At 71.4% G+C, this 18,987-nt stretch carries 20 protein-coding genes; 9 read left to right on the top strand and 11 right to left on the bottom strand.

What is annotated here, in order from left to right; all coding sequences use genetic code 11:
• The first annotated feature begins 124 nt into the window (after positions 1-124).
• The 5 genes from EIY87_RS29350 (at position 125) to EIY87_RS29330 (ending at position 4,841) form a co-directional block, all read left to right on the top strand.
• Positions 125-1,033: a hypothetical protein gene (locus EIY87_RS29350; RefSeq protein ID WP_125313070.1), complete on the top strand. Its 909-nt coding sequence runs from the start codon at positions 125-127 to the stop codon at positions 1,031-1,033.
• Between the two features lie 33 nt (positions 1,034-1,066).
• A complete protein-coding gene (locus EIY87_RS29345; RefSeq protein ID WP_225440091.1) occupies positions 1,067-2,248 on the top strand; it encodes a pyridoxal phosphate-dependent aminotransferase in 1,182 nt (393 codons plus the stop codon).
• Positions 2,249-2,259: 11 nt separating this feature from the next.
• Positions 2,260-3,183 carry a phosphotransferase enzyme family protein gene (locus tag EIY87_RS29340; RefSeq protein ID WP_125313068.1) on the top strand — a complete coding sequence of 308 codons (924 nt, stop codon included), beginning with the start codon at positions 2,260-2,262 and terminating at the stop codon, positions 3,181-3,183.
• A gap of 87 nt (positions 3,184-3,270) precedes the next feature.
• On the top strand, positions 3,271-3,960 hold the full coding sequence (locus EIY87_RS29335; protein WP_125313067.1) for a TetR/AcrR family transcriptional regulator: 690 nt from the start codon (positions 3,271-3,273) through the stop codon (positions 3,958-3,960).
• Between the two features lie 32 nt (positions 3,961-3,992).
• A complete protein-coding gene (locus EIY87_RS29330) occupies positions 3,993-4,841 on the top strand; it encodes an LLM class F420-dependent oxidoreductase (protein ID WP_225440090.1) in 849 nt (282 codons plus the stop codon).
• Here EIY87_RS29330 and EIY87_RS29325 read toward each other — a convergent pair whose 3' ends face one another.
• Positions 4,842-5,558 carry a nitroreductase/quinone reductase family protein gene (locus EIY87_RS29325; RefSeq protein ID WP_125313066.1) on the bottom strand — a complete coding sequence of 239 codons (717 nt, stop codon included), beginning with the start codon at positions 5,556-5,558 and terminating at the stop codon, positions 4,842-4,844.
• 175 nt (positions 5,559-5,733) lie between these two features.
• The gene (locus tag EIY87_RS29320; RefSeq protein ID WP_191984299.1) at positions 5,734-6,561 is read right to left on the bottom strand and encodes a hypothetical protein; all 828 of its coding nucleotides are present in this window, start codon (positions 6,559-6,561) and stop codon (positions 5,734-5,736) included.
• A 61-nt stretch (positions 6,562-6,622) separates the two neighbouring features.
• Between EIY87_RS29320 and EIY87_RS29315 the strand changes: the two genes are divergently transcribed.
• Positions 6,623-8,146 carry an AMP-binding protein gene (locus EIY87_RS29315; protein WP_125313065.1) on the top strand — a complete coding sequence of 508 codons (1,524 nt, stop codon included), beginning with the start codon at positions 6,623-6,625 and terminating at the stop codon, positions 8,144-8,146.
• A 149-nt stretch (positions 8,147-8,295) separates the two neighbouring features.
• Here EIY87_RS29315 and EIY87_RS29310 read toward each other — a convergent pair whose 3' ends face one another.
• The 8 genes from EIY87_RS29310 to EIY87_RS29275 all read right to left on the bottom strand — a co-directional run bounded on the left by EIY87_RS29310 (position 8,296) and on the right by EIY87_RS29275 (position 15,679).
• A complete protein-coding gene (locus tag EIY87_RS29310; RefSeq protein ID WP_125313064.1) occupies positions 8,296-9,399 on the bottom strand; it encodes an epoxide hydrolase family protein in 1,104 nt (367 codons plus the stop codon).
• A complete protein-coding gene (locus EIY87_RS29305) occupies positions 9,396-9,995 on the bottom strand; it encodes a dihydrofolate reductase family protein (RefSeq protein ID WP_404800105.1) in 600 nt (199 codons plus the stop codon). Before EIY87_RS29305 ends, EIY87_RS29310 begins: the two co-directional genes overlap by 4 nt.
• Positions 9,996-10,290: 295 nt before the next feature.
• Positions 10,291-12,600 carry a molybdopterin-dependent oxidoreductase gene (locus EIY87_RS29300; protein ID WP_125313063.1) on the bottom strand — a complete coding sequence of 770 codons (2,310 nt, stop codon included), beginning with the start codon at positions 12,598-12,600 and terminating at the stop codon, positions 10,291-10,293.
• Positions 12,597-13,622: an LLM class flavin-dependent oxidoreductase gene (locus EIY87_RS29295; RefSeq protein WP_125313062.1), complete on the bottom strand. Its 1,026-nt coding sequence runs from the start codon at positions 13,620-13,622 to the stop codon at positions 12,597-12,599. Before EIY87_RS29295 ends, EIY87_RS29300 begins: the two co-directional genes overlap by 4 nt.
• Positions 13,619-14,110 (bottom strand): SRPBCC family protein, encoded by a 492-nt coding sequence (locus tag EIY87_RS29290; RefSeq protein WP_125313061.1) that lies wholly within the window; start codon positions 14,108-14,110, stop codon positions 13,619-13,621. Before EIY87_RS29290 ends, EIY87_RS29295 begins: the two co-directional genes overlap by 4 nt.
• A gap of 67 nt (positions 14,111-14,177) precedes the next feature.
• Positions 14,178-14,681 carry a winged helix-turn-helix transcriptional regulator gene (locus EIY87_RS29285; RefSeq protein WP_125313060.1) on the bottom strand — a complete coding sequence of 168 codons (504 nt, stop codon included), beginning with the start codon at positions 14,679-14,681 and terminating at the stop codon, positions 14,178-14,180.
• 32 nt (positions 14,682-14,713) lie between these two features.
• Positions 14,714-15,289: a GNAT family N-acetyltransferase gene (locus EIY87_RS29280; protein WP_125313059.1), complete on the bottom strand. Its 576-nt coding sequence runs from the start codon at positions 15,287-15,289 to the stop codon at positions 14,714-14,716.
• 9 nt (positions 15,290-15,298) lie between these two features.
• A complete protein-coding gene (locus EIY87_RS29275) occupies positions 15,299-15,679 on the bottom strand; it encodes a cupin domain-containing protein (RefSeq protein WP_125313058.1) in 381 nt (126 codons plus the stop codon).
• A gap of 52 nt (positions 15,680-15,731) precedes the next feature.
• Here EIY87_RS29275 and EIY87_RS29270 point away from each other — a divergent pair, with 52 nt between their 5' ends.
• Both EIY87_RS29270 and EIY87_RS29265 read left to right on the top strand, forming a co-directional pair.
• Complete coding sequence (locus EIY87_RS29270) at positions 15,732-16,697, top strand: helix-turn-helix domain-containing protein (RefSeq protein WP_125313057.1); 966 nt, start codon at positions 15,732-15,734, stop codon at positions 16,695-16,697.
• Between the two features lie 347 nt (positions 16,698-17,044).
• Positions 17,045-17,827 carry a hypothetical protein gene (locus tag EIY87_RS29265; RefSeq protein WP_125313056.1) on the top strand — a complete coding sequence of 261 codons (783 nt, stop codon included), beginning with the start codon at positions 17,045-17,047 and terminating at the stop codon, positions 17,825-17,827.
• Here EIY87_RS29265 and EIY87_RS29260 read toward each other — a convergent pair.
• Positions 17,824-18,405: a TetR/AcrR family transcriptional regulator gene (locus tag EIY87_RS29260; protein WP_125313055.1), complete on the bottom strand. Its 582-nt coding sequence runs from the start codon at positions 18,403-18,405 to the stop codon at positions 17,824-17,826. The two genes, EIY87_RS29265 and EIY87_RS29260, sit on opposite strands and share 4 nt — an antisense overlap.
• A gap of 71 nt (positions 18,406-18,476) precedes the next feature.
• On the opposite strand from EIY87_RS29260, the gene EIY87_RS29255 reads away from it, so the two are divergent.
• On the top strand, positions 18,477-18,941 hold the full coding sequence (locus tag EIY87_RS29255; protein WP_125313054.1) for a GNAT family N-acetyltransferase: 465 nt from the start codon (positions 18,477-18,479) through the stop codon (positions 18,939-18,941).
• Positions 18,942-18,987: the final 46 nt, after the last annotated feature.

The following is an 18,987-nucleotide window of genomic DNA, read 5'->3' as shown; positions in this document are numbered from 1 at the left end:
ACGACAATTCCTTTACCAACACTTTTTCGACATTCTCCCGCATTGCCGTACGCCCGTCGTCGTACGTCCCGGTGTCGCCGCCGGGCCGACGCGGCGGAGGACGGACGGCGCGACACTCGAGGCCATGAACGCACTGACGAGGATCTGGCACGACGGGCGGCGGGCCGAGCGCGTCGCCTACGCCGTCGGCGCGGCGCTGTTCCTCAGCGGCGTGGTGCACGCGGCCGTCCTGCTCGCCACCGGCGGCTCGTGGCTGGGGCCGCTGTCGCTGCGCAAGGCCGTCACGTTCGGCCTGTCCTTCGGGCTGACGCTGGCGTCGGTGGCCTGGGCGACGTCGTTCCTGACCGTCCGCGACCGGTGGCGCACCGCGCTGCTCGGCGCGTTCACCGCCGCGAGCGTCGTCGAAGTGCTGCTGGTCAGCATGCAGGCCTGGCGCGGGGTGCCGTCGCACTTCAACTTCGAGACGCCGTTCGACAACGTCGTTTCGATGACGCTCGCCGCGGGCGGCGGGGTGCTCATCGTGACCGTCATCGGCTTCACGGCGGCCGCGCTGGTCGAGCCGGGGCCGGCCGCGCCGAGCCTGCGCCTGGCCGTCCGGGCCGGTCTCGCCGTCCTGCTCGTCGCGCTGGCCACCGGCGCGGTGATGATCGGCCGCGGGGTCGTGGCGGCCCGTGGCGGCGACCCGCAGCTGGCCTACACGACGGCGGGGTCGCTCAAGCCGCTGCACGCGGTGGCGATGCACGCGATCCTCGTGCTGCCCGCGCTGGCCTGGCTGCTGCGGTTCACCCGCTGGCCCGAGGCGCACCGGCTGCTCGTGGTCAAGGTCGCCGTCGCCGCCGACGCCGTGCTGACCGCCGTCGTCGGCGTCGAGTCCTTCACCGGCGTCGACCCGCTCGCCGCGCCGCTGCCGGTCACGGCCCTGTCCGCGCTGGCCGCCCTCGCACTGGCCGGCACCGGCGCCTACGCGCTCAGCGGTGTTGAACCGCGTTTCCGATTCGTACGTGTTCGCGATGGGAAGGCAAGGGGCCGGTAAAGCGGCGGACGGAGAACACGCGTGCGGCACGGTATGACCACCAGGGGCCTCTTCCAGCAGAGCGCGGCCCACAGCCCGTCGTTCTTCTCCGTGGCCAGGGCGATGGGGCCGCACGCCGACGACCTCGCGGACTTCTGCATCCCCTGTAACCCCTACTTCCCGACCGACGGGATGTTCGGCGAGCTGGAGCGCAACCTCCGCACGATCCTCAAGTTCTACCCGAGCGACGCCGGCGCGATCACCGCGCAGCTGGCGAGCGTGCTGCGGCTCAACCCGTCGACGATCTCGCTCGCCAACGGCTCGACCGAGCTGATCACCTGGATCGACCAGCTGCTGGTCGATTCCAGTGTCGCCGTCCCGATCCCGACGTTCGGCCGCTGGACCGACCAGCCGCTGGAGACCGGCAAGCGCGTGGACATGTTCGTGCTCAAGGAAGCGAACAACTTCGAGCTCCGGGTGGACGAGTACGTCGAGTTCATCAAGCGCCGCGGCTCCCGGGTCGCGGTGCTGTGCAACCCGAACAACCCCGACGGCGGCTACCTCCCGCGGCGCGAGGTGATCCGGTTCATGGACGCCCTCGAGGACCTGGACCTCGTGGTGATCGACGAATCGTTCGTCGACTTCGTCGAAGTGGAGATGAACGCGTCGGTGGCGGCCGAAGCCGTCGTGCGGCCCAACGTGATCGTGCTGAAGAGCCTCGGCAAGAACTTCGGGCTGCACGGCATCCGCTTCGGCTACCAGGTGTCGAACCCGGCGCTGACGCGCAAACTGTCGGCCGCGCTGCCGAAGTGGAACCTGAACTCGCTCGCCGAAACCGTGATCTTCATGCTCGCCGAGCACCGCGCGGAATACGAGGAAAGCCTCAAGAAGCTCGCGCTCGACCGGTTCATGATGAATTCGCAGCTGAACCAGTTCCCGGAACTGACGGTCTACCCGTCGCAGGCGAACTTCCTGCTCGTCAAGCTGCCCGGTTCGGTCGACGGCGCCGAGCTGTGCGACTACCTGCTCGCCGAGCACCACCTGCTGGTGCGCCAGTGCGGCAACAAGATCGGCATGACCAGCCAGTTCATGCGCTTCGGGGTGCGGCCGGACACCGAGGTCGAGCGGCTGGTCGAAGGGCTGCGCGGGGTCGAGCGGCTCGGCGGCGGGCGGCACGCGACGCCGGCGATCGAGCTCGTCTCGCACTCCCGCGAACCGGAACGGTCGATCAGCTGAGCACCTGGGCGATGGCCGACTTCCAGGCGAACACCCGGCCGTTCGCCGAACTCGACCGCGCCGGCCGCACGCGCCGCCTGCGCCGGCTCGCCGAAGCGGCGCTGACCGCCTACGACGTGCCGGTGGCCCGGCTGACCCCGCTGGCGCACGGGCTCAACACGGCGTTCCGCGTCGACGGCGCGGACGGCCACCGGTACGTCCTGCGGGTGCAGCGCCCGGACGGGCCGGGACCGGCGCGGGTGCGCTCGGAAATGGCCTGGCTTTCCGCGCTGCGCCGCGAAACCGACCTCGTCGTCCCGCGGCCGGTGCCGACGCGCGAGCGGGACCTGGTCGCCGTGGTCGCCGACCCGGCGGTGCCGGAGCCGCGCACGTGCGTGCTCTGCCACTGGGTCGACGGCCGGTTCGTCGACGAGCGGCTCAGCGCGCCGCAGCTGTACGCGGTCGGCGAGTTCACCGCGCGGCTGCACCTGCACGGCGCCCGGATGAACGGCCTCGACCGCGGCCGCGTCGACGACCTCACCGAGTTCGGCCGCACGCAGGTGGACGGCTTCTCCGCGGCGGTCGTCGACCGGGCGGTCGCGCGGACCGGCGACGAGCGGATCCGGGACGCGGTGGCGCGCGTCCGCGCGGTGCGGGCCGAGCTGGGCTTCGGCGCCGACGCGTTCGGCCTGGTGCACGGCGACCTGCGGCAGGTGAACTACCTGTTCCACCGCGGCCGCGTGCGGGCGATCGACTTCGACGACTGCGGCTTCGGGCACTACGCGTACGACCTCGCGGTGACCCTCGGCGCGCTCCGGCACCTGCCGCAGCGGGAAGAACTGCGCGAGGCCCTGCTGGACGGCTACCGCTCGGTCCGCCCCGCCCCCGCCACGACCGACCCGCGGGTCCTGGCCGCGTTCGCCACCCTCCGCCGCGTCCAGCTCCGCCTCCGCTGACGCGTCGCTTTCACGTGAAAGCTACGCCCCCAGGTCGCCGCTTTCACGTGAAAGCGACGTGTTACAGCTTGGCGTTACAATTGCTACATGGCTGGACGATCGAGCAACGCCACCAGTACCCGGGACCGGCTGCTGCTGGCCGCCGGCCAGCTCCTGCACGAGGCCGGCGACGGGCCGGTGTCGACGCGGGCGATCTGCGAGCGCGCCGGCGTCCAGGCCCCCACGCTGTACCACCACTTCGGCAGCAAGCAGGGCCTGCTCGACGCCGTCGTGAACTACGGCTTCACGCAGTACGTCCAGGCCCCGGACGCCGGCGGCGACCCGGTGGACCGGATCCGCGAAGGCTGGGACCGGCACGTCGAATACGGCCTCGCGCACCCCGCGTTCTACGTGCTGCTCTACGGCCAGATCGAGCCCGGCGTGCCCTGCAACCTCACGTCGAGCGCGGAAGCGATGCTGCTGGAGCTGTTCACACCGCTCGCGCGCGAAGGACGGCTGCGCGTCGAGGCCGCGGAGGCCGCGCGGCAGTTCGCGGCGGCCAACAGCGGGGTCACCCTCAGCCTCATCGCCCAGCCGGAAGACAGCCGCGACACGGGGATGTCCGCGCAGGTCAGGGAGTCCGTGCTGGCCGGGCTGCTCGCCGAAGAACCGGCCGGCGGCTCGTCCGTCGGGGCACTCGCGGTCGCTTTGTCGACCGCGCTCGCCGACGACGTCGACGCCCTGACGACCACCGAGCGCCAGATGCTGCGGGAGTGGCTGCACCGGATCGCGGGCTGACGCCGGGCGCTACATTTGCTACATTGACGTCTATGACAAGTGTAGTGAACCAGTTCGGCCTGTTCCTCGCCCCGCACCGCGACGACGCGGCCCGGAAGGAGCAGGCGATCGCGGCGGACGCGCTCGGCTACGGCACGGTCTGGCTCGGCACCGGCCGGAACTCGGTCGGCGACCTCGCCTTCGTCGAAGACCTGCTCGCGTCGACCGAGCGGATCACCGTGGCGACGGCGATCGTCAACATGTGGGTCGACGAGCCGGAAACCCTCGCGGCGTCCTACCACCGGCTCGCCGGCCGCTACGGAAAGCGCTTGCTGCTCGGCATCGGCGTCGGGCACCCCGAGTCGGTCACCGAATACCGCAGCCCCTACGACAAGATCGTCGACTACCTCGACCGGCTCGACGCGGCCGGTGTGCCGTCGGACGCCCGGATCCTCGCCGCGCTCGGCGACCGCGTGCTGAAGCTGGCCGCCGAACGCACCGCGGGCGCGCACCCGTACCTCGTCCCGGTGGCGCACACGCGGCACGCCCGGTCGATCCTCGGCGCGGGCAAACTCCTCGCCCCCGAACAGAAAGTGGTCGTCGACGACGACCCGGTGGCCGCGCGCGCCATCGGCCGCCCGTACGTCCGGAACCCGTACCTGGGGCTGCGGAACTACGTGAACAACCTGCTGCGGCACGGCTACACCGAAGCCGACGTCGACGGCGGGGGCAGCGACCGCCTCATCGACGACCTGGTGCTCCACGGCACGGCCGAAACGATCGCGAAGGGTCTTCAGTCCCATGTGGACGCCGGGGCGGACCACGTGGCGGTGCAGGTGCTCGGCCCGTCACCCGACGTCGAACTGGTCCACCAGCGGCAACTCGCCGAGGTGCTGCTCTGATCAGTCCGGCGCCGGGGCCAGCGCGTTCAGGGCGGTGACGATCGTGCGTTCCTCGTAGGCGAAGTGAGCGTCCAATGCGGACGCCAGCCGGTCGAACTCCGCGCGCAGCCGGACCGGATCGGTTTCCCCGTCGGCCAGCCGCTGGATCTCCTCTTGTAGCTGCGCGACGACGCCGTGTTCTTCCTCCAGCTTCGCCAGCGCGGGGGCGAGCGCCGGGAAGCGCGCCGCGAGCATGGGGAAGATCGCGCCGCCTTCCCCGGTGTGGTGGCGGGTGAGCGCGGCGCAGAAGCCGGAACACTTCGCGCTCAGCCGCCGCGTTTCCCCGGCGCGCAGGTCCCGCAGTTCGGCGCGGAGCCAGTCGTGCACCTGGACGAGCCAATCGCCCATGCGGCGCCCGTGGTCGAGCCGGTGCAGCTCGACCACGGGCAGGATCCGGGTCGTGCGCGCCTGGTACGCCGCGAAGCCCGGCTCCCGCTCGGCCACGGCGGCGAACAGCGCGTCGCGGTCCGGCGGGAGCGCGGCCATCGCCTCGAAGGTCTCCGCGGCCGTTTCCACGGTGACCAGCGGGTTCCGGCGGATGTTGTGGTACCACGCGGGGTGCTTCGGCGAACCCATCGCCGAAGCGACGACGACCAGGCGGCCGTCGATGTCCAAGTCCCCCAAGGGAACCCGGTGCGGGCGGCCGGTGCGGGCGCCGGTGGTGGTGAGGTGGATCAAGCTGCTCCTTTGGCGACGAAGGTGGTCGCCGGAGGCCGTGAGCCGACACGGAACGGGCGCGCGGAGGGCACACTCCTGCCAGGAACGGCAGAACGTGTCGAACTCAAGGGGGCTGAGTAGCCACTACCTCCGTGCGATAGGCCCATCCGGGGCGCATCCGCACAGTAGCACGGAATCAGCGCGCGGCGTCGGCGGCTTTCTGCGCCTCGTTGGCGGCGTGGTCGGCCTGTTCGTAGCTTTCCTTCGCCTGCTCGAACTCCGCCGTCGCGCGCTCGGCGCGTTCCTCGGCCTCGGCGAGGCGGCTGCGCAGGTCCTCGACGCGCGCGGTGGCCTGCTCGGCGGCCCGCTGGGTGCGGACGAGGTCGCGTTCGACGACCGCGCGTTCCTTCGCCAGCTCGGCGGCCTCCTTGCGCAGGCGGTCGCGTTCCGCGCGGGCCCGGGCGCGTTCCTCTTCCTCACGGCGGTGATCGCGCTTGGGCTTCGCCGGCTCGGCCTTGTCGACCAGCTTCGCCGGGCGCTTCCCGGTGGCGGGCGGCACGGTGGCGGCGAGGGTGAACCACTGGTCGGTGTCCTGGTGCGCGACCGACGTCAGGCGCCCGGCGACCGCGAGCGCGGCGGTGCCCGGGTCGGCCGCGACGGCCTCCAAAGTGGCCTCGACCTCGCGGGACACGGTGTCGCTCATCGACGGCAGCTCGTGCATGATCCGCCGCACGAGCTCGCCGCGGCGGCGGGTCAGCGCGCGCAGGTCGTCCCCGGCCAGGCGGGTGTGCGCGTCCCGCAGCTCGTCGCCCAGCTCGGCCAGCTCCCGCAACCCGCCGTCGTCCTCCCGGGCCAGCCGGTTGACGATCGCGGCGGCCGTGGTCGGCTTCCGCAGCTCCTTGATCTGCTTCGCGAGCTCGGCGTTCCCCTCGGCCTTCGCCGCTTTCGCCGCCGCGTTGCGCGCGCTGACGAACTCCGCGAGGTCACCCCCGTAGAGCTCGCCGGCCACCGTGTCCAGGTCCATCGTGCTCCAGCGAACCACATCGGACTGGTGCGAGCACCTGCGAGGAGTCATCATCGGGGGCATGTTCTTCGATCTGGGTGTCCGGGACTTCCTCGACCGCGCGGAAACGGTGTACCCGGACCGCGTCGCGGTGGTCGACGAGCCGGACCAGCCGGCGCCGAGCTGGGGTTCCCTCACCTACCGCGAGGTGGCCCGCCGGGCCCGCGCGCAGGCCGCCCACCTCGACGCGCTGGGCGTGCCGGCCGGCGGGCGCGTCGCGATGGTGTCCCACAACGCCGCGCGGCTGCTCGTGTCGTTCTTCGGCGTGTCCGGCTGGGGCCGGATCCTGGTGCCGGTGAACTTCCGGCTGGCACCGGCCGAGGTCAAGTACATCGTGGAGCACTCCGGCGCCGAGGTCCTGATCGTCGACCCGGAGCTGGAACACCTGCTCGACACGGTGACGGCGAAGCACGTGTTCGTCCTCGGCCGCGACGACGACGCCATCTGGGGCGGCGACGGCACCCCCGAGCCCTGGGACGGCGACGAGTCGGCCACGGCGACGATCAACTACACCTCCGGCACGACCGCGCGGCCCAAGGGCGTCCAGCTGACCCACCGCAACATCTGGCTGAACGCGGTCGTGTTCGGCCTGCACACGACGTTGAGCGACCACGACGTCCTGTTGCACACGCTGCCGATGTTCCACTGCAACGGCTGGGGCATGCCGTACGCGGTGACCGGCCTCGGCGGGCGGCACATCGTGCTGCGCAAGGTCGACGGCACCGAGATCCTCCGGCGGATCGAGGAGCACGGCGTGACGATCCTGTGCGCCGCCCCCGCGGTGGTCACGGCGGCCCTCGACGGCGCCGCGACTTGGGAAGGCGAGATCCCGGGCCGCGACCGCGTCCGCATCGTCGTGGCCGGCGCACCCCCGCCGACCCGCACGATCGAGCGGGTGCGCGCCGAGCTGGGCTGGGAGTTCATCCAGATCTACGGCCTGACCGAGACGGCGCCGCTGCTGACGGTCAACCGGATGCGCAGCGAGTGGGACGGCCTCGACCCGCACGAGCAGGCCCGCCTGCTCGGCCGCGCGGGCACGCCGGCACTGGGCGTCCGCATCGACGTCGACACCGACGGCGAGGTCCTCGCGCGGTCGAACCACAACCTGGACGGCTACTGGGAGAACCCGTCGGAGACCGCCCGCGTGCAGGAGGGCAACTGGTTCCACACGGGCGACGGCGGCACGTTCGAGGATGGTTACCTGACGATCGCGGACCGCAAGAAGGACGTGATCATCTCCGGCGGCGAGAACGTCTCGTCGATCGAGGTGGAGGACGCGCTCAACTCCCACCCGGCGGTCCGCGAGGCCGCGGTGATCGGCATCCCGGACGAGAAGTGGGGCGAGCTGGTGACGGCGCTGGTCGTCACTTCGGCGGAGGTTTCGGCGGAGGAGCTGATCAAGCACTGCCGGGAGTACCTGGCGGGGTACAAGTGCCCGAAGCGGGTGGAGTTCCTGGACGAGCTGCCCCGGACGGCGACCGGGAAGATCCAGAAGTTCAAGCTGCGGGAGCCGTTTTGGCAGGGCCAGTCCCGCCAGGTGAACTGAGGTTCACCTTCGACACCGGCTCGGGGCCCGACAGTGCGCCCCAATGTGGCCTTGGTTGCGTCAGACGCACCCAATGTGGCGTTCGGTGCGTCTGACGCACCGAACGCCACATTGGGGCGCTTGCCCCGAGCGTCGATCAACTCGCGACGCTAACGGACCAGCCGGAAGAACGTCCGCACCTCGTCCACGAACAGCTCCGGCTGCTCGTAAGCCGCGAAGTGCCCGCCCCGCTCCAGCTCGTGCCACTGCCGGATGTCGGTGTACCGCTTCGCCGCCCATCGCCGTGAGGGCCGCGGCATCTCCTTCGGGAAGATCGAACACCCCGTCGGCACGTCGACCGTGTCGTCCGTCGCCTCCGAGAACCAGCGCTGCACCTGCCGGATGCTCTCCCAGTACAACCGCGCCGACGACGCCGCCGTTCCGGTGAGCCAGTACAGCGTCACGTCGTCGAGCAGCTCGTCGCGCGTGAACGGGAAGCCGTCGGACCAGGCGTGGAACTTCTCCACCAGCCACCCGCACAGCCCCGCCGGCGAATCGAGCAGGCTGTAGCCGATCGTCTGCGGGCGGGTCGACTGCAGCACCGAGTACCCGTCTTCCCAGCGCTGCGCGTGCTCGAGCGCGTCGAGCGCCGCGCGCTCGGCCGGCGTCAGGTCGTCGAACGTGGCCGGGTCGGGGGCGGCGATCGGCGGGTTCAGGTGGATGCCCGCCAGGTGCGCGGCGTCCTGCTGGGCCAGCGACGTCGTGATCGACGTCCCCCAGTCGCCGCCCTGGGCGCCGTACCGCGCGTAGCCGAGCCGGGCCATCAGTTCCGCCCACGCGGCGGCGATCCGTTCGATGCCCCAGCCCGGCGAGGACGGCTTGTCGCTGAAGCCGTAGCCCGGCAGCGACGGGATCACCAGGTGAAACTCCGCCGCGAGCGGCTCGATCACCTTGCCGAACTCGAGGAACGACCCCGGCCAGCCGTGCGTCAGCAGCAGCGGCAGCGCGTCTTCCCGGGCCGAGCGCACGTGCAGGAAGTGGAGGCCCAAGCCGTCGATTTCCGTGCGGTACTGCGGAAACCGGTTGAACCGCGCCTCCACCCGCCGCCAGTCGTACGCCTCCGCCCAGTACTCGCACAACGGGCGCAGGTAGTCCAGCGGCGTGCCCTGGCTCCAGTCACCGGGCCCCGCCTCGGGCCAGCGCGTCCGGCGCAGGCGCGAGCGCAGGTCCGCCAGCTCGGCCTCGGGAACGTCGATCCGGAACGGCGAGATCACGCGGGCACGTAGGTCAGCTGGACGACGCCGTTGGAGAACGTGGCGGATTTCGCCAGCACCAGCGGGAACGACGGCCCCTCCGCCGGGAACAACCGCTTCCCCCGCCCCACGACGATCGGGTACAGCAGCAGGTTCAGCTCGTCGATCAGGCCTTCCGTGAGCAGCCACCGCACGGCCGTGGTGCTGCCACTGGTCATGATCGACCCACCCGGCTCGGCCTTCAGCGCCCGGATCGCCTCGGCCGGGTCGCCGGTCAGCAGCGTCGAGTTGTTCCAGGTGACCTCGGTCAGCGTCGACGACAGCACGTACTTGCGCACGCTGTTCATGAACTCGGCGCCTTCGTCGTCCTCGACGGTCCGCCCGGGCCACGCCTCGGCGAACCCTTCGTAGGTGACGCGCCCGAGCAGCATCGCGTCGGCCGCGGCCATCCCGGCCCCGACGGCCCGGCCGATTTCGTCGTTCCAGTACCGGAGCGACCACTTGTCCGGCGCTTCGACCACGCCGTCGAGCGAGGTGAACAGGTTCGCGACGATCTTGCGCACGTACGGCTCCCTCGGCTCGCCTCCGGTCTCGGCTGCGTCCGTCGCGGCAGCCATGATCGGGAGCCTACCCCGCGCCCCGGACCGTCCGCAGGCCCCGATAACCGCCTCGCAACGCCCACCGAGTAGCTGAACATGGCCGACTACACCGTGATCACGAGTGCGGGGACCCACTACACCAGGCAGGCGGTGGTCCTCAGCATCCGGGCCGGTCACACCTGGGAAACCGGCTGCGACGGCTACAGAGCGACCATCCGCGCGATGACGTACTGCCCGGACTCCACCTGCACGGCGCAGCACGCAGAAGGACAACCTCGAAAACCTGCCAGAGGGCTGAGCCACCGGCGAACGATCAGGACCGTCCACTCGCGACGGTCGCACGCACCCGCACGCTGTTCGCCTCCGCCAGCGCCCGTTCCTCCTCCGTCACGGCCTCCAGCCGCGCCGGGACGTCCTTGTGGTGCGGCGTCCCGGCGATCGGGTCCCGGTCCAGCGCGTCGGTGAGCAGGTTGATCCGCGGCCCGCTCACCACCCGGCCGCCGTCGGCAGCCGGGTGCGCCATGCCGTACCCGTGCGGCAGCGCCAGCTGGCCCGGCCGCAACCCCGGGTCGGCTTCGGCGCGCACGACGACGCGCCCCGCCGACGTCACGACCGCCACCCAGTCCCCCGGCTCAGCACCGATCGACGCCAGCTCCTCCGGCCGCGCCCGCAACGCGCCGTCGGGGTCGGTGCGGCGCCAGCGCGGGTCGCGCAGGATCTGGTTCGCGTTGTGCGCCCGGCGCTGCCCGTTGAGCAGCGAAAACGGAAACGCCGGATCGGCCTGTTCGGCCGCCGGGTCGAGCGCGGTCAGCCAGTCCAGCAGTTCGGGCACGGCCAACCGGACCTTCGAGCGGCGCATCAGGCTCCACACTTCGTCCTGCTCGTGCGCCGAGAACGGCGTCGGGCCGGCCAGCACCCGCTCGAACAGCTCCTCGCCGAGGTCCACGCCCACCGCGGAACTCCCCAGCGCGCGCTGCACCGGCACGGTCATCGTCTTCGCCGCGCGGTGGCACCCCGCCCACAGCGGCGCGATCGACGCGGCGCCGTCGGGCAGCGACGCCCCCAGCGTCCGGTAGAGCAGCACCGGCAGGATCGCCGCCCGCTCGGGCATCGCCTGGACCAGCGCGCCGATCCCCGCCTGCAGCTCCGACCGCGGTCCCTCGGCCAGCGAAGCGAGCACGTCCGACGGCGGCAGCACGCCGAGCGCGTCGAACAGCCGCGTGTAGATCTCCGCTTCGACGAGCGTGCCCGGCAGCGGGTCGAGCAACGGGCGCCGCAGCTGGAAGTAGTTCGTCGGCCATTCGAACGTGAAGAGCGTGAACTCCCACTTCTCGTGCTGCGAAGCCGCCGGCAGCACGTAGTCCGCCAGCGCGGCCGTTTCGGTGTAGGCGACGTCGACCACCACGGACAGCTCGGCGGCGCGGATCGCGCGTTCGACGTCGCGCGTGCCCGCGAAGGTGTTGGCGGGGTTCGACGACTCGACCCAGAGCGCGCGGACGCGGTTCGGGTGGTCGGCGAGGATCTCCTCGGCCAGCGTGTTCGCCGGCAGCAGGCCGCCGATGTACTCGAACCCGGTGATCTCCGACCGCTGCCCGCTCGCCGAGCCCCACAGCGGCAGCAGCCAGGAGTGCAGGTTGTTCGTCCCGCGCCGCCCGAAGTGCCCGGTGAGCAGGTAAAGCAGCTTCTCGAGGTAGCTGTTGAGCGTCGAGTGCCGCCCCTGCTGGATGCCCAGCTCGACGCGCACGGTCATCGCTTCCGCCGCCAGGATCAGCTCGACCGCCCGCTCGACGTCCACCCGGGACACTTCCGCGTGCGCGATCCACTCGTCCACCGGCACTTTCGCGAGCACGGCGGCGACCTCGTCGAACCCTTCGGTGCGCCGGGCGAGGAATTCCTCGTCCGCGCCACCGCGTTCGAGCAGCAACGCCAGGATCGCGCCCAGCAGGTAGGCGTCGGTACCCGGCCGCAGCGGCAGGTGCAGGTCGGCCAGTTCGGCGGTCTCGGTGCGCCGCGGGTCGATCACGATCATCCGGCGCGCCGGGTCGTTCTTGAGCGTGTTCAACGCGTGCCGCGCGTTGCTGAAACCGTGTGCCTGCCAGGGGTTGCAGCCGAGCACGACCAGCAGGTCGCAGTGCTCGACGTCCTCGGCGGTGTGCACGAGCGCCGACCCGAACAGCTGCCCGTTGACCCAGAAGTCGCCGGTCTTCTCCTGCGAAAGCGCGTTGAAGTGGCGCGTCGAGTTCATCCACTTCAGCAGCGACGCGCCGTACGCGCCGCCGGAGTGGTTGCCCTGGCCGCCCCCTCCGACGTAGGCGAACGAACCGGGCCGCCCGGCCTCGGTGTCGGCGTCGCGGATCGCGTGCAGCTTGGCGGCGATCTCGGCGAGCGCGGTGTCCCAGCCGATCGGCTCGTGCGTGCCGTCCGGACGGCGGCGCAGCGGCGTCGTCAGGCGGTCTTCGTGGTCGCCGTACCAGGTCAGGCGCTGCGCCTTCTGGCACAGGTACCCGCCGGAGCGCGGGTGCGCCTTGTCCCCGCGGACGCGGGTGATCTTCCGCCCCTCGACCTGCACTTCCAGGCCGCAGTTGAGGTAGCAGAGGCTGCACGCGGTGCGCTGCCAGCTCATATCAGCTCCAATGCGCGGCCGAGCGTCGTGAGACGCGCTTCCAGCGTTTCGCCGGCCGGGTACAGCCGGACGGTGTCGATCCCGGCGTCGCGCCAGACGCGCAGGCGTTCGCGGACCATCTCTTCGGTGCCGATCAACGTCGTGCCCAGCACCATCTCGTCCGTGACGAGCGCGGCGGCGCCGTCCCGGTCCCCGGCCTGCCAGCGCTCGCGGACCTCGGCGGCGACGTCCGCCCAGCCCTGGCGGCTGTAGGCGTTGTTGTAGAAGTTCGTGGTGGCCGAGCCCATCCCGCCGAGGCTGAACGCGAGTTCCTTCTTGCGGCTGCCGACCAGGGTGCGCAGCTCGTCTTCGTTGTCCGCGAAGGCGACTTCGGCGCCCTGGCAGACGTCGATGTCCGCACGCTTGCGGCCCGCCTTCGCGAGCCCGGCGTCGAGGGGCTCGAAGTACGCGGAAGCGCCCTCCGGGACGAAGCTGGTGCCGAGCCAGCCGTCCGCGACCTCGCCGGTGAGTTCCAGGAGCTTCGGCGACAGCGTCGCGAGGTAGATCGGGATGTCCGGGTTCGGCGCGGTGGACAGCCGCATCGGGCGCGCCTCGCCGGGCAGCGGGATCTCGAACGCCTTGCCGGAGAAGGAGATCTTCTCCCCCGCGAACGCCTGGCGGATGATCTCGACGGTCTCGCGCATGCGCGTCAACGGCTTCGCGAACGGGACGCCGTGCAAGCCCTCGATGACCTGCGGCCCGGACGGGCCGAGCCCCAGCGCGAACCGGCCGCCGGACAGGTCGGCCAGCGTCAACGCGGCCTGCGCGATCGCGACCGGCGTGCGCGTGCCGAGCTGGATGATGCCGGAGCCGAGCCGGATCCGGTCGGTGCGCGCGGCGAGGTAGCCGAGCGCGGACGGCGCGTCGGCGCCCCAGGCTTCGGCGACCCAGCAGACGTCGAGGCCGAGCTTTTCCGCCTCCAGCACGAAGTCCAGGGTCGTACGCGTGTCCTTCGAGAACTCGACGGTCGTGGCGGTCTTCACCGGTGCTCCACGCGGTCCTTGATCGCGGCCAGGTTGGCGGTCATCGCCGTTTCGAACTCGCGCATCCGGACGAAGACGATCTTCTGTTCCTTCTCCGGCATCCGGTCGATGGCGAACGACAGCCCGGACCGGCCGGGGCCCATCCGCACCCACTGGCTCAGCCGGGTGCCGCCGCCGTCGGGTTCGAGGGTGAACTTCCAGACCGCGCTCGGCTCGGCCGGGTCGGCGACGGCCCACGAGAACACGCGCGGGGCTTCGCACTCCACGACGTACGAGGTGGTCTCCCACTCGCCGAAAGCGTCGTGCTTGCTGCGGCCGACGAACTTGCGCCCGGCTTCGCACCACTCGACGGACTGCAGTTCCGCGCTCAGCTCGGGCATCAGCGTGATGTCCGAAACGACCGGCCAGACGTCCTCGGGCACGGCGTCGATCCAGGTCGAGACCTCGGCCGTCGGCAGGTCGGCGTACCTCGCGCCGGTCCACTCCATCGTGCTCGCACCCCTTTCGAAGGCGTCTGACCACGATAGTTGCGTAGATAGACCTACCCTGTCAACGTCACTCCTGCCGGGCGAAGCGCGCCTCGACGTCCGGGCGCCGCGCCAGCCGGGGCGGGAACCCGGGGCCGCGGCGCATCCGCGTTTCCGCCGGCGTCATCGGCTCGCCGCACTCCGCGCAGACGATTTCGGCGTGCGTGTCGTGCCCGCAGGCGAGGTGGTGGACGGTGATCGGCGGGCCGTCCTCGCCGGCGAGCCACTTGTCGCCCCAGCGGGTCATCGCGAGCAGCACCGGGTAGAAGTCGCGGCCCTTTTCGGTGAGCACGTAGTCGTAGCGCACCGGCTCGGTCTGGTAGGCGACCTTCTCCAGCAAGCCCTCCTCGACCAGCCGCTTGAGCCGGTCGGCGAGGGTGTTGCGCGCGATGCCGAGCGCCTGCTGGAACTCGTCGAAGCGGCGCACGCCGTAGAAGGCGTCCCGCAGCACCAGCGGCGTCCACCAGTCCCCCAGCAGATCCATGGTGCGCGCGATCGAGCACGGCCACTGCGCGAACGATGTCCGTTTCATGCGGCCGAGGGTACGCCGTCTCGCAGAGAGACTCAGCAGGTCAGCCGCATGACCACCCGCCGGGCGGTCGGCCGGCTGACTTCCTCGAACCCGGCGTCGGCGAACGTCTTGCGGGTGCCGACGAACAGTTCGCCCGGCCACGCGAGCTTCTCCCCGGCCTCGACGACGATCGGGTACCCCTCGACCGCTTTCGCGCCCCGCTCCCGCGCGAAGTCCACGGCGGCCTTGGCGAGCGCGGCGCTCACCCCGCGCCGCCGGAACCCCTTGCGGGTGACGAAGCAGGTGACGGCCCAGACGCCGTCGTCCGCGGGGTCCTCGGCCCGCCCGTCCCAGACGACGCGGCTCTTGAGCAGCCGCCGGTAGGCGGTGCGCGGCTCGACCGCGCACCACCCGGCGGGCTCCCCGTCGAGGAAGGCGACGATCCCGGTGGCGCGCTCGGCGGTCTGCTCCCGCAGCCGCTCCGCGCGTTCGTCGGGAGTCCCGGACCGCCACTCGGCGGGCGTGTCCTTGAAGTACTGGCACCGGCACCGGGCGGGGTCCCCGCGGTCGCCGAAGATCGCCTGCAGGTCGGTCCAGGCCACCTGGTCGACGGGTCGGACAGTCAGCATTCCCCGACGTTAGACCAGGTGCCCGGTGGTGACGTCGACGTGGTCGGGCACCTCGTCGTGGTCGTCCCCGACCGACAGCGTCCCGGCTGGCTCGACCAGCAGCACGCTCGCCCCCGCCTTCGACGACGGCTTGTGGAAGGTGCCCTTCGGCACGACGAAGACCTGCCCCTTGCCCAGCGTCACGACCCGTTCGCCCGGATCACGCAGCCCGATCTCGATCTCGCCGTCGAGGACGAGGAAGAACTCGTCGGTGTCGGTGTGGACGTGCCAGACGTGCTCACCGGCGAAGCGAGCGAGCCGGATGTCGTAGTCGTTGACACGGCTGACGATCCGCGGGCTCCAGGCGGCGTCGAAGCTCGCGAGGACTTCGTTGAGGTCGATCGGGTTCATGCGTCCTAGGTTTCACCTGGCGTTTCCCGGCCGCGAGTGCTAGGAATCGCACATGCCGCAAGAATTCTCGCACCGCGTCGTGGCGCTCGTGACGGCGCAGTCGAACCCGTTCGAGCTGGGCGTGGCGACGGAGCTGTTCGGCCTGCGCCGCCCGGAGCTGAACCGGCCGTGGTACGACTTCACGCTCTGCTCGGCGACCCCGGACGTGCGGATGAACCTGGGCATGTTCACGCTGTCCGGCGTCGCCGGCCTGGAAGCGGCGGAGACGGCGGACACCCTCATCGCCCCGGCCCGCCCGGACACCGGCGTCCCGACCGACCCGGCGATCATCGCGGCCATCCGCCGCGCGGCAGCACGGGGCGCGCGCCTGGTGAGCTTCTGCACGGGCGCGTTCGCCCTGGCCGAAGCGGGCGTCTTGGACGGCCGCCGCGCGACGACGCACTGGCAGTGGGCGGCGGAGTTCGCGGCGCGCTTCCCGGCGGTCCAGTGGGAGCCGGACGTCCTGTTCGTCGACGAGGGCGATGTGCTGACGGCGGCCGGCAGCGCGGCTTCCCTCGACCTGGGCCTGCACATCATCCACCGCGACCACGGCGCCGAAGTCGTCAACGCGGTCAGCCGGCGGTTGGTGTTCACGGGCCACCGCGACGGCGGCCAGCAGCAGTTCATCGCCCGGCCGGTGCCCACGGTGCCGGACACCTCGCTTGCCCCTGTGCTCGCTTGGGCGCTGGCTCACCTGGACCAGCCCCTGACCGTCACCGACCTCGCGGCTCGCGCCGCGACCAGCCCGGCGACCTTGCATCGCAAGTTCCGGGCGGAGCTGGGAACGACACCGTTGGCGTGGCTGACGACGGAACGCGTGACGCTGGCCTGCCGCCTGATCGAGCGCGGCGAGCTGCGGCTGGACCGGGTGGCCGAGGCAAGCGGCTTCGGAACGGCGGCGAATCTACGGCTGCAGTTGCGGCGGCACACGGGGTTGAGCCCGAGCGCCTACCGCCGCCGCTTCGGCCCGGCGGCCTGAGGCCGTTCGATCAGGTCGCGCAGCACGGCAGATCCGGCCATCCGCGATGTCATGAAAGGGTCGTTCATCTCGCCAGACGACATGAACGACCCTTTCACGACATCCCCGCCGCGCCCGACAGACCACACGGCCAGGCGACCCTGCCGTCGTCGCGGGACGATGAGCGAGCCTCGGGAGCCGGGCAACGTGGGCGTGCGGCACCCACGTACACGTTCCGCACCTGGACCGCCTGGCCGCCGACCCGCCCTCCGCGGCGTATTCTGCGGAACCGGCGGATCGGGTGAAAAGCGGAAACCTCACCCGCTCGGCCGAACCACACCCGGTGATGACGGACAGGGGAGGACGACATGACGGCCGAGCCGGAGTTGCCGCCGTACCGGGCTTTGCTGGTGGTGGACACCAAGGGGTTCGGGAGCAATTCCGATGCCGGGCAAGGGGTGCTCGCCGCGCTGGTTCCGGATGTTCTCGCGCAGGCTTTCGAACGGGCCGGGCTCGGCGAAGTCTGGCAGAACGCGCTGTTCCCGCACGGGACCGGGGACGGGTACGGCGTCGGGTTCGAGCCGCGGTTCCTGCCCGCCGTCGTCTCGAAGTTGTTCGACGCGCTCGAAAACGTGCTCGCCGAGCGGGACGCGCGGTTGCGGGCCACCAGCCGGTACCTGCGGATGCGGATGCGGGCCAGCCTGAACGTCGGGCCGATCCGGGAAGCGGACGGCGAAAGTTCCGCCGTCGCCATCGGGGCCGCCGTGATCACCACCCACCGGCTGCTCGATTCCGCGCCGGTGCGGGACGTGCTCACCCAATCCGATCCCGATCAGACCTTCCTGTCCGTCGTGCTGTCGCAGCGGATCTTCGAGGACGTGCTCTCCAGCGGTTTCGCGACGCTGCCGAAATCGCGGGTCGTGCCGGCCGACGTCGAGGTGAAGGAATACCGCGGGACGGTCTACCTCTACGTGCCGAACCCCAGCGGGGAATTGCTGCGGACCGGCATCGGAACGGAATACGAAAAGAAGCTGGCCGCCACCGAGGAAGCCCGGTCCGAAGGGACGACGAACGTCATTTCCGGGATGCACGGCGGCACCGCGATCCAGATCGGCCGCGTGCACGGGGACGTGCACCACTCCGGGAGCTAACGCAGCGGGGCGAGCGCCGCCGCCAGCGCGTTCTGCTGCAGCCGCGCCGGGTAGCCCCGCGGGTCGGCCGCCGCCAGGACGTTCAGGCCTTCCACCAACGCCACCAGGCTCTTCGTGGTCAGCTCGAGCCGCTCGTCCGTCCACTCAGGACGGCACGCCGCCACCAGCCGGCCCACCCTGGCGAGGAACGAGCGGTTCGCCGCGCGGTGGCGCTCGGCCAGGTCGTCGTCGGCCAGTGCCGCCGCCAGGAAGCCCACCCACACGCGGGATTCGTCGTGGTGGCCGTGCGGGAGGTCGACCGCTTGGCCGAGAACCGCTTGCAGCGCACCGAAGGCGTCCGCGCTCGCCGCCTCGGCCGCGTCCGCGCGGACGGCCGTGCGGTCGTAGAGCAGGTCTCGCGCGTGCAGCAGCAGCGCCTTCTTGGTCGGGAACGCGTGCATGACCAGGCCCGTCGTGCAGCCGGCGCGCTCGGCGACCGCGCGCAGGGTCAGCCCCGGGAGGCCGTGCTCGGCGAGCACCTGCCACGTCGCGTTGGACAGCAGGTCCCGTTGCGCCCGGACATCGCGCTGCTTGGGCAAGTTCGCCTCCTTCCCGGGAAGCGTAACAGATGCTACGGTAACAACTGTTACGGATAAGGGGGTACCACCTCATGCTCGACTGCACGTTCGCCATCACCCCGGTGACCTGGGACGACCCCGACGCCGTCCGCCTGCGCGCGGCCCAGCGCACCGAACTCGACGCCCGCTACGGCACCGACGACCACGAGCCCGGCGCGGTCCCGACCGCCGAGACGGTCGCCGTGTTCCTCGTCGCGCGGGACGCGGCCGGAGCGGCGCTCGGCTGCGGTGGGCTGCGGCTGCTCGGGCCGGGGTCCGGCGAGGTCAAGCGCATGTACGTCGAGCCGGCGGCCCGCGGCACCGGCGTCGCGACCGCCCTGCTGCGCGCGCTCGAAGACCGCGCGCGGGAATTCGGCATCGCCCGGCTGCTGCTGGAAACCGGCACCGGGCAGCCGGACGCGATCCGCTTCTACCAGCGCGAGGGCTACGAACCGATCGAGGCCTACGGGCCGTACGCCGGCGAGCCGCTCTCGCGGTGTTTCGCGCGCGACCTGTGATCGGTTTTCCGATGGACGGCCCAGGCTGAGCTATTGGCGGCCGCGG

The sequence above is a fragment of the Amycolatopsis eburnea genome, from assembly GCF_003937945.1.
Classification (GTDB): domain Bacteria; phylum Actinomycetota; class Actinomycetes; order Mycobacteriales; family Pseudonocardiaceae; genus Amycolatopsis; species Amycolatopsis eburnea.
The sequence above is the reverse complement of the archived record's forward strand: the minus strand, read 5'-3'. Positions and strand labels throughout refer to the sequence as shown.

Coding starts and splice junctions, on each gene's coding strand:
- EIY87_RS29270 (WP_125313057.1), top strand. CDS start 15,732: ATGCCGCAAGAATTCTCGCACCGCGTCGTGGCGCTCGTGACGGCGCAG.
- EIY87_RS29255 (WP_125313054.1), top strand. CDS start 18,477: ATGCTCGACTGCACGTTCGCCATCACCCCGGTGACCTGGGACGACCCC.
- EIY87_RS29340 (WP_125313068.1), top strand. CDS start 2,260: ATGGCCGACTTCCAGGCGAACACCCGGCCGTTCGCCGAACTCGACCGC.
- EIY87_RS29320 (WP_191984299.1), bottom strand. CDS start 6,561: ATGGACCTGGACACGGTGGCCGGCGAGCTCTACGGGGGTGACCTCGCG.
- EIY87_RS29315 (WP_125313065.1), top strand. CDS start 6,623: ATGTTCTTCGATCTGGGTGTCCGGGACTTCCTCGACCGCGCGGAAACG.
- EIY87_RS29350 (WP_125313070.1), top strand. CDS start 125: ATGAACGCACTGACGAGGATCTGGCACGACGGGCGGCGGGCCGAGCGC.
- EIY87_RS29275 (WP_125313058.1), bottom strand. CDS start 15,679: ATGAACCCGATCGACCTCAACGAAGTCCTCGCGAGCTTCGACGCCGCC.
- EIY87_RS29330 (WP_225440090.1), top strand. CDS start 3,993: ATGACAAGTGTAGTGAACCAGTTCGGCCTGTTCCTCGCCCCGCACCGC.
- EIY87_RS29335 (WP_125313067.1), top strand. CDS start 3,271: ATGGCTGGACGATCGAGCAACGCCACCAGTACCCGGGACCGGCTGCTG.
- EIY87_RS29305 (WP_404800105.1), bottom strand. CDS start 9,995: ATGGCTGCCGCGACGGACGCAGCCGAGACCGGAGGCGAGCCGAGGGAG.
- EIY87_RS29280 (WP_125313059.1), bottom strand. CDS start 15,289: ATGCTGACTGTCCGACCCGTCGACCAGGTGGCCTGGACCGACCTGCAG.
- EIY87_RS29300 (WP_125313063.1), bottom strand. CDS start 12,600: ATGAGCTGGCAGCGCACCGCGTGCAGCCTCTGCTACCTCAACTGCGGC.
- EIY87_RS29290 (WP_125313061.1), bottom strand. CDS start 14,110: ATGGAGTGGACCGGCGCGAGGTACGCCGACCTGCCGACGGCCGAGGTC.
- EIY87_RS29285 (WP_125313060.1), bottom strand. CDS start 14,681: ATGAAACGGACATCGTTCGCGCAGTGGCCGTGCTCGATCGCGCGCACC.
- EIY87_RS29345 (WP_225440091.1), top strand. CDS start 1,067: ATGACCACCAGGGGCCTCTTCCAGCAGAGCGCGGCCCACAGCCCGTCG.
- EIY87_RS29265 (WP_125313056.1), top strand. CDS start 17,045: ATGACGGCCGAGCCGGAGTTGCCGCCGTACCGGGCTTTGCTGGTGGTG.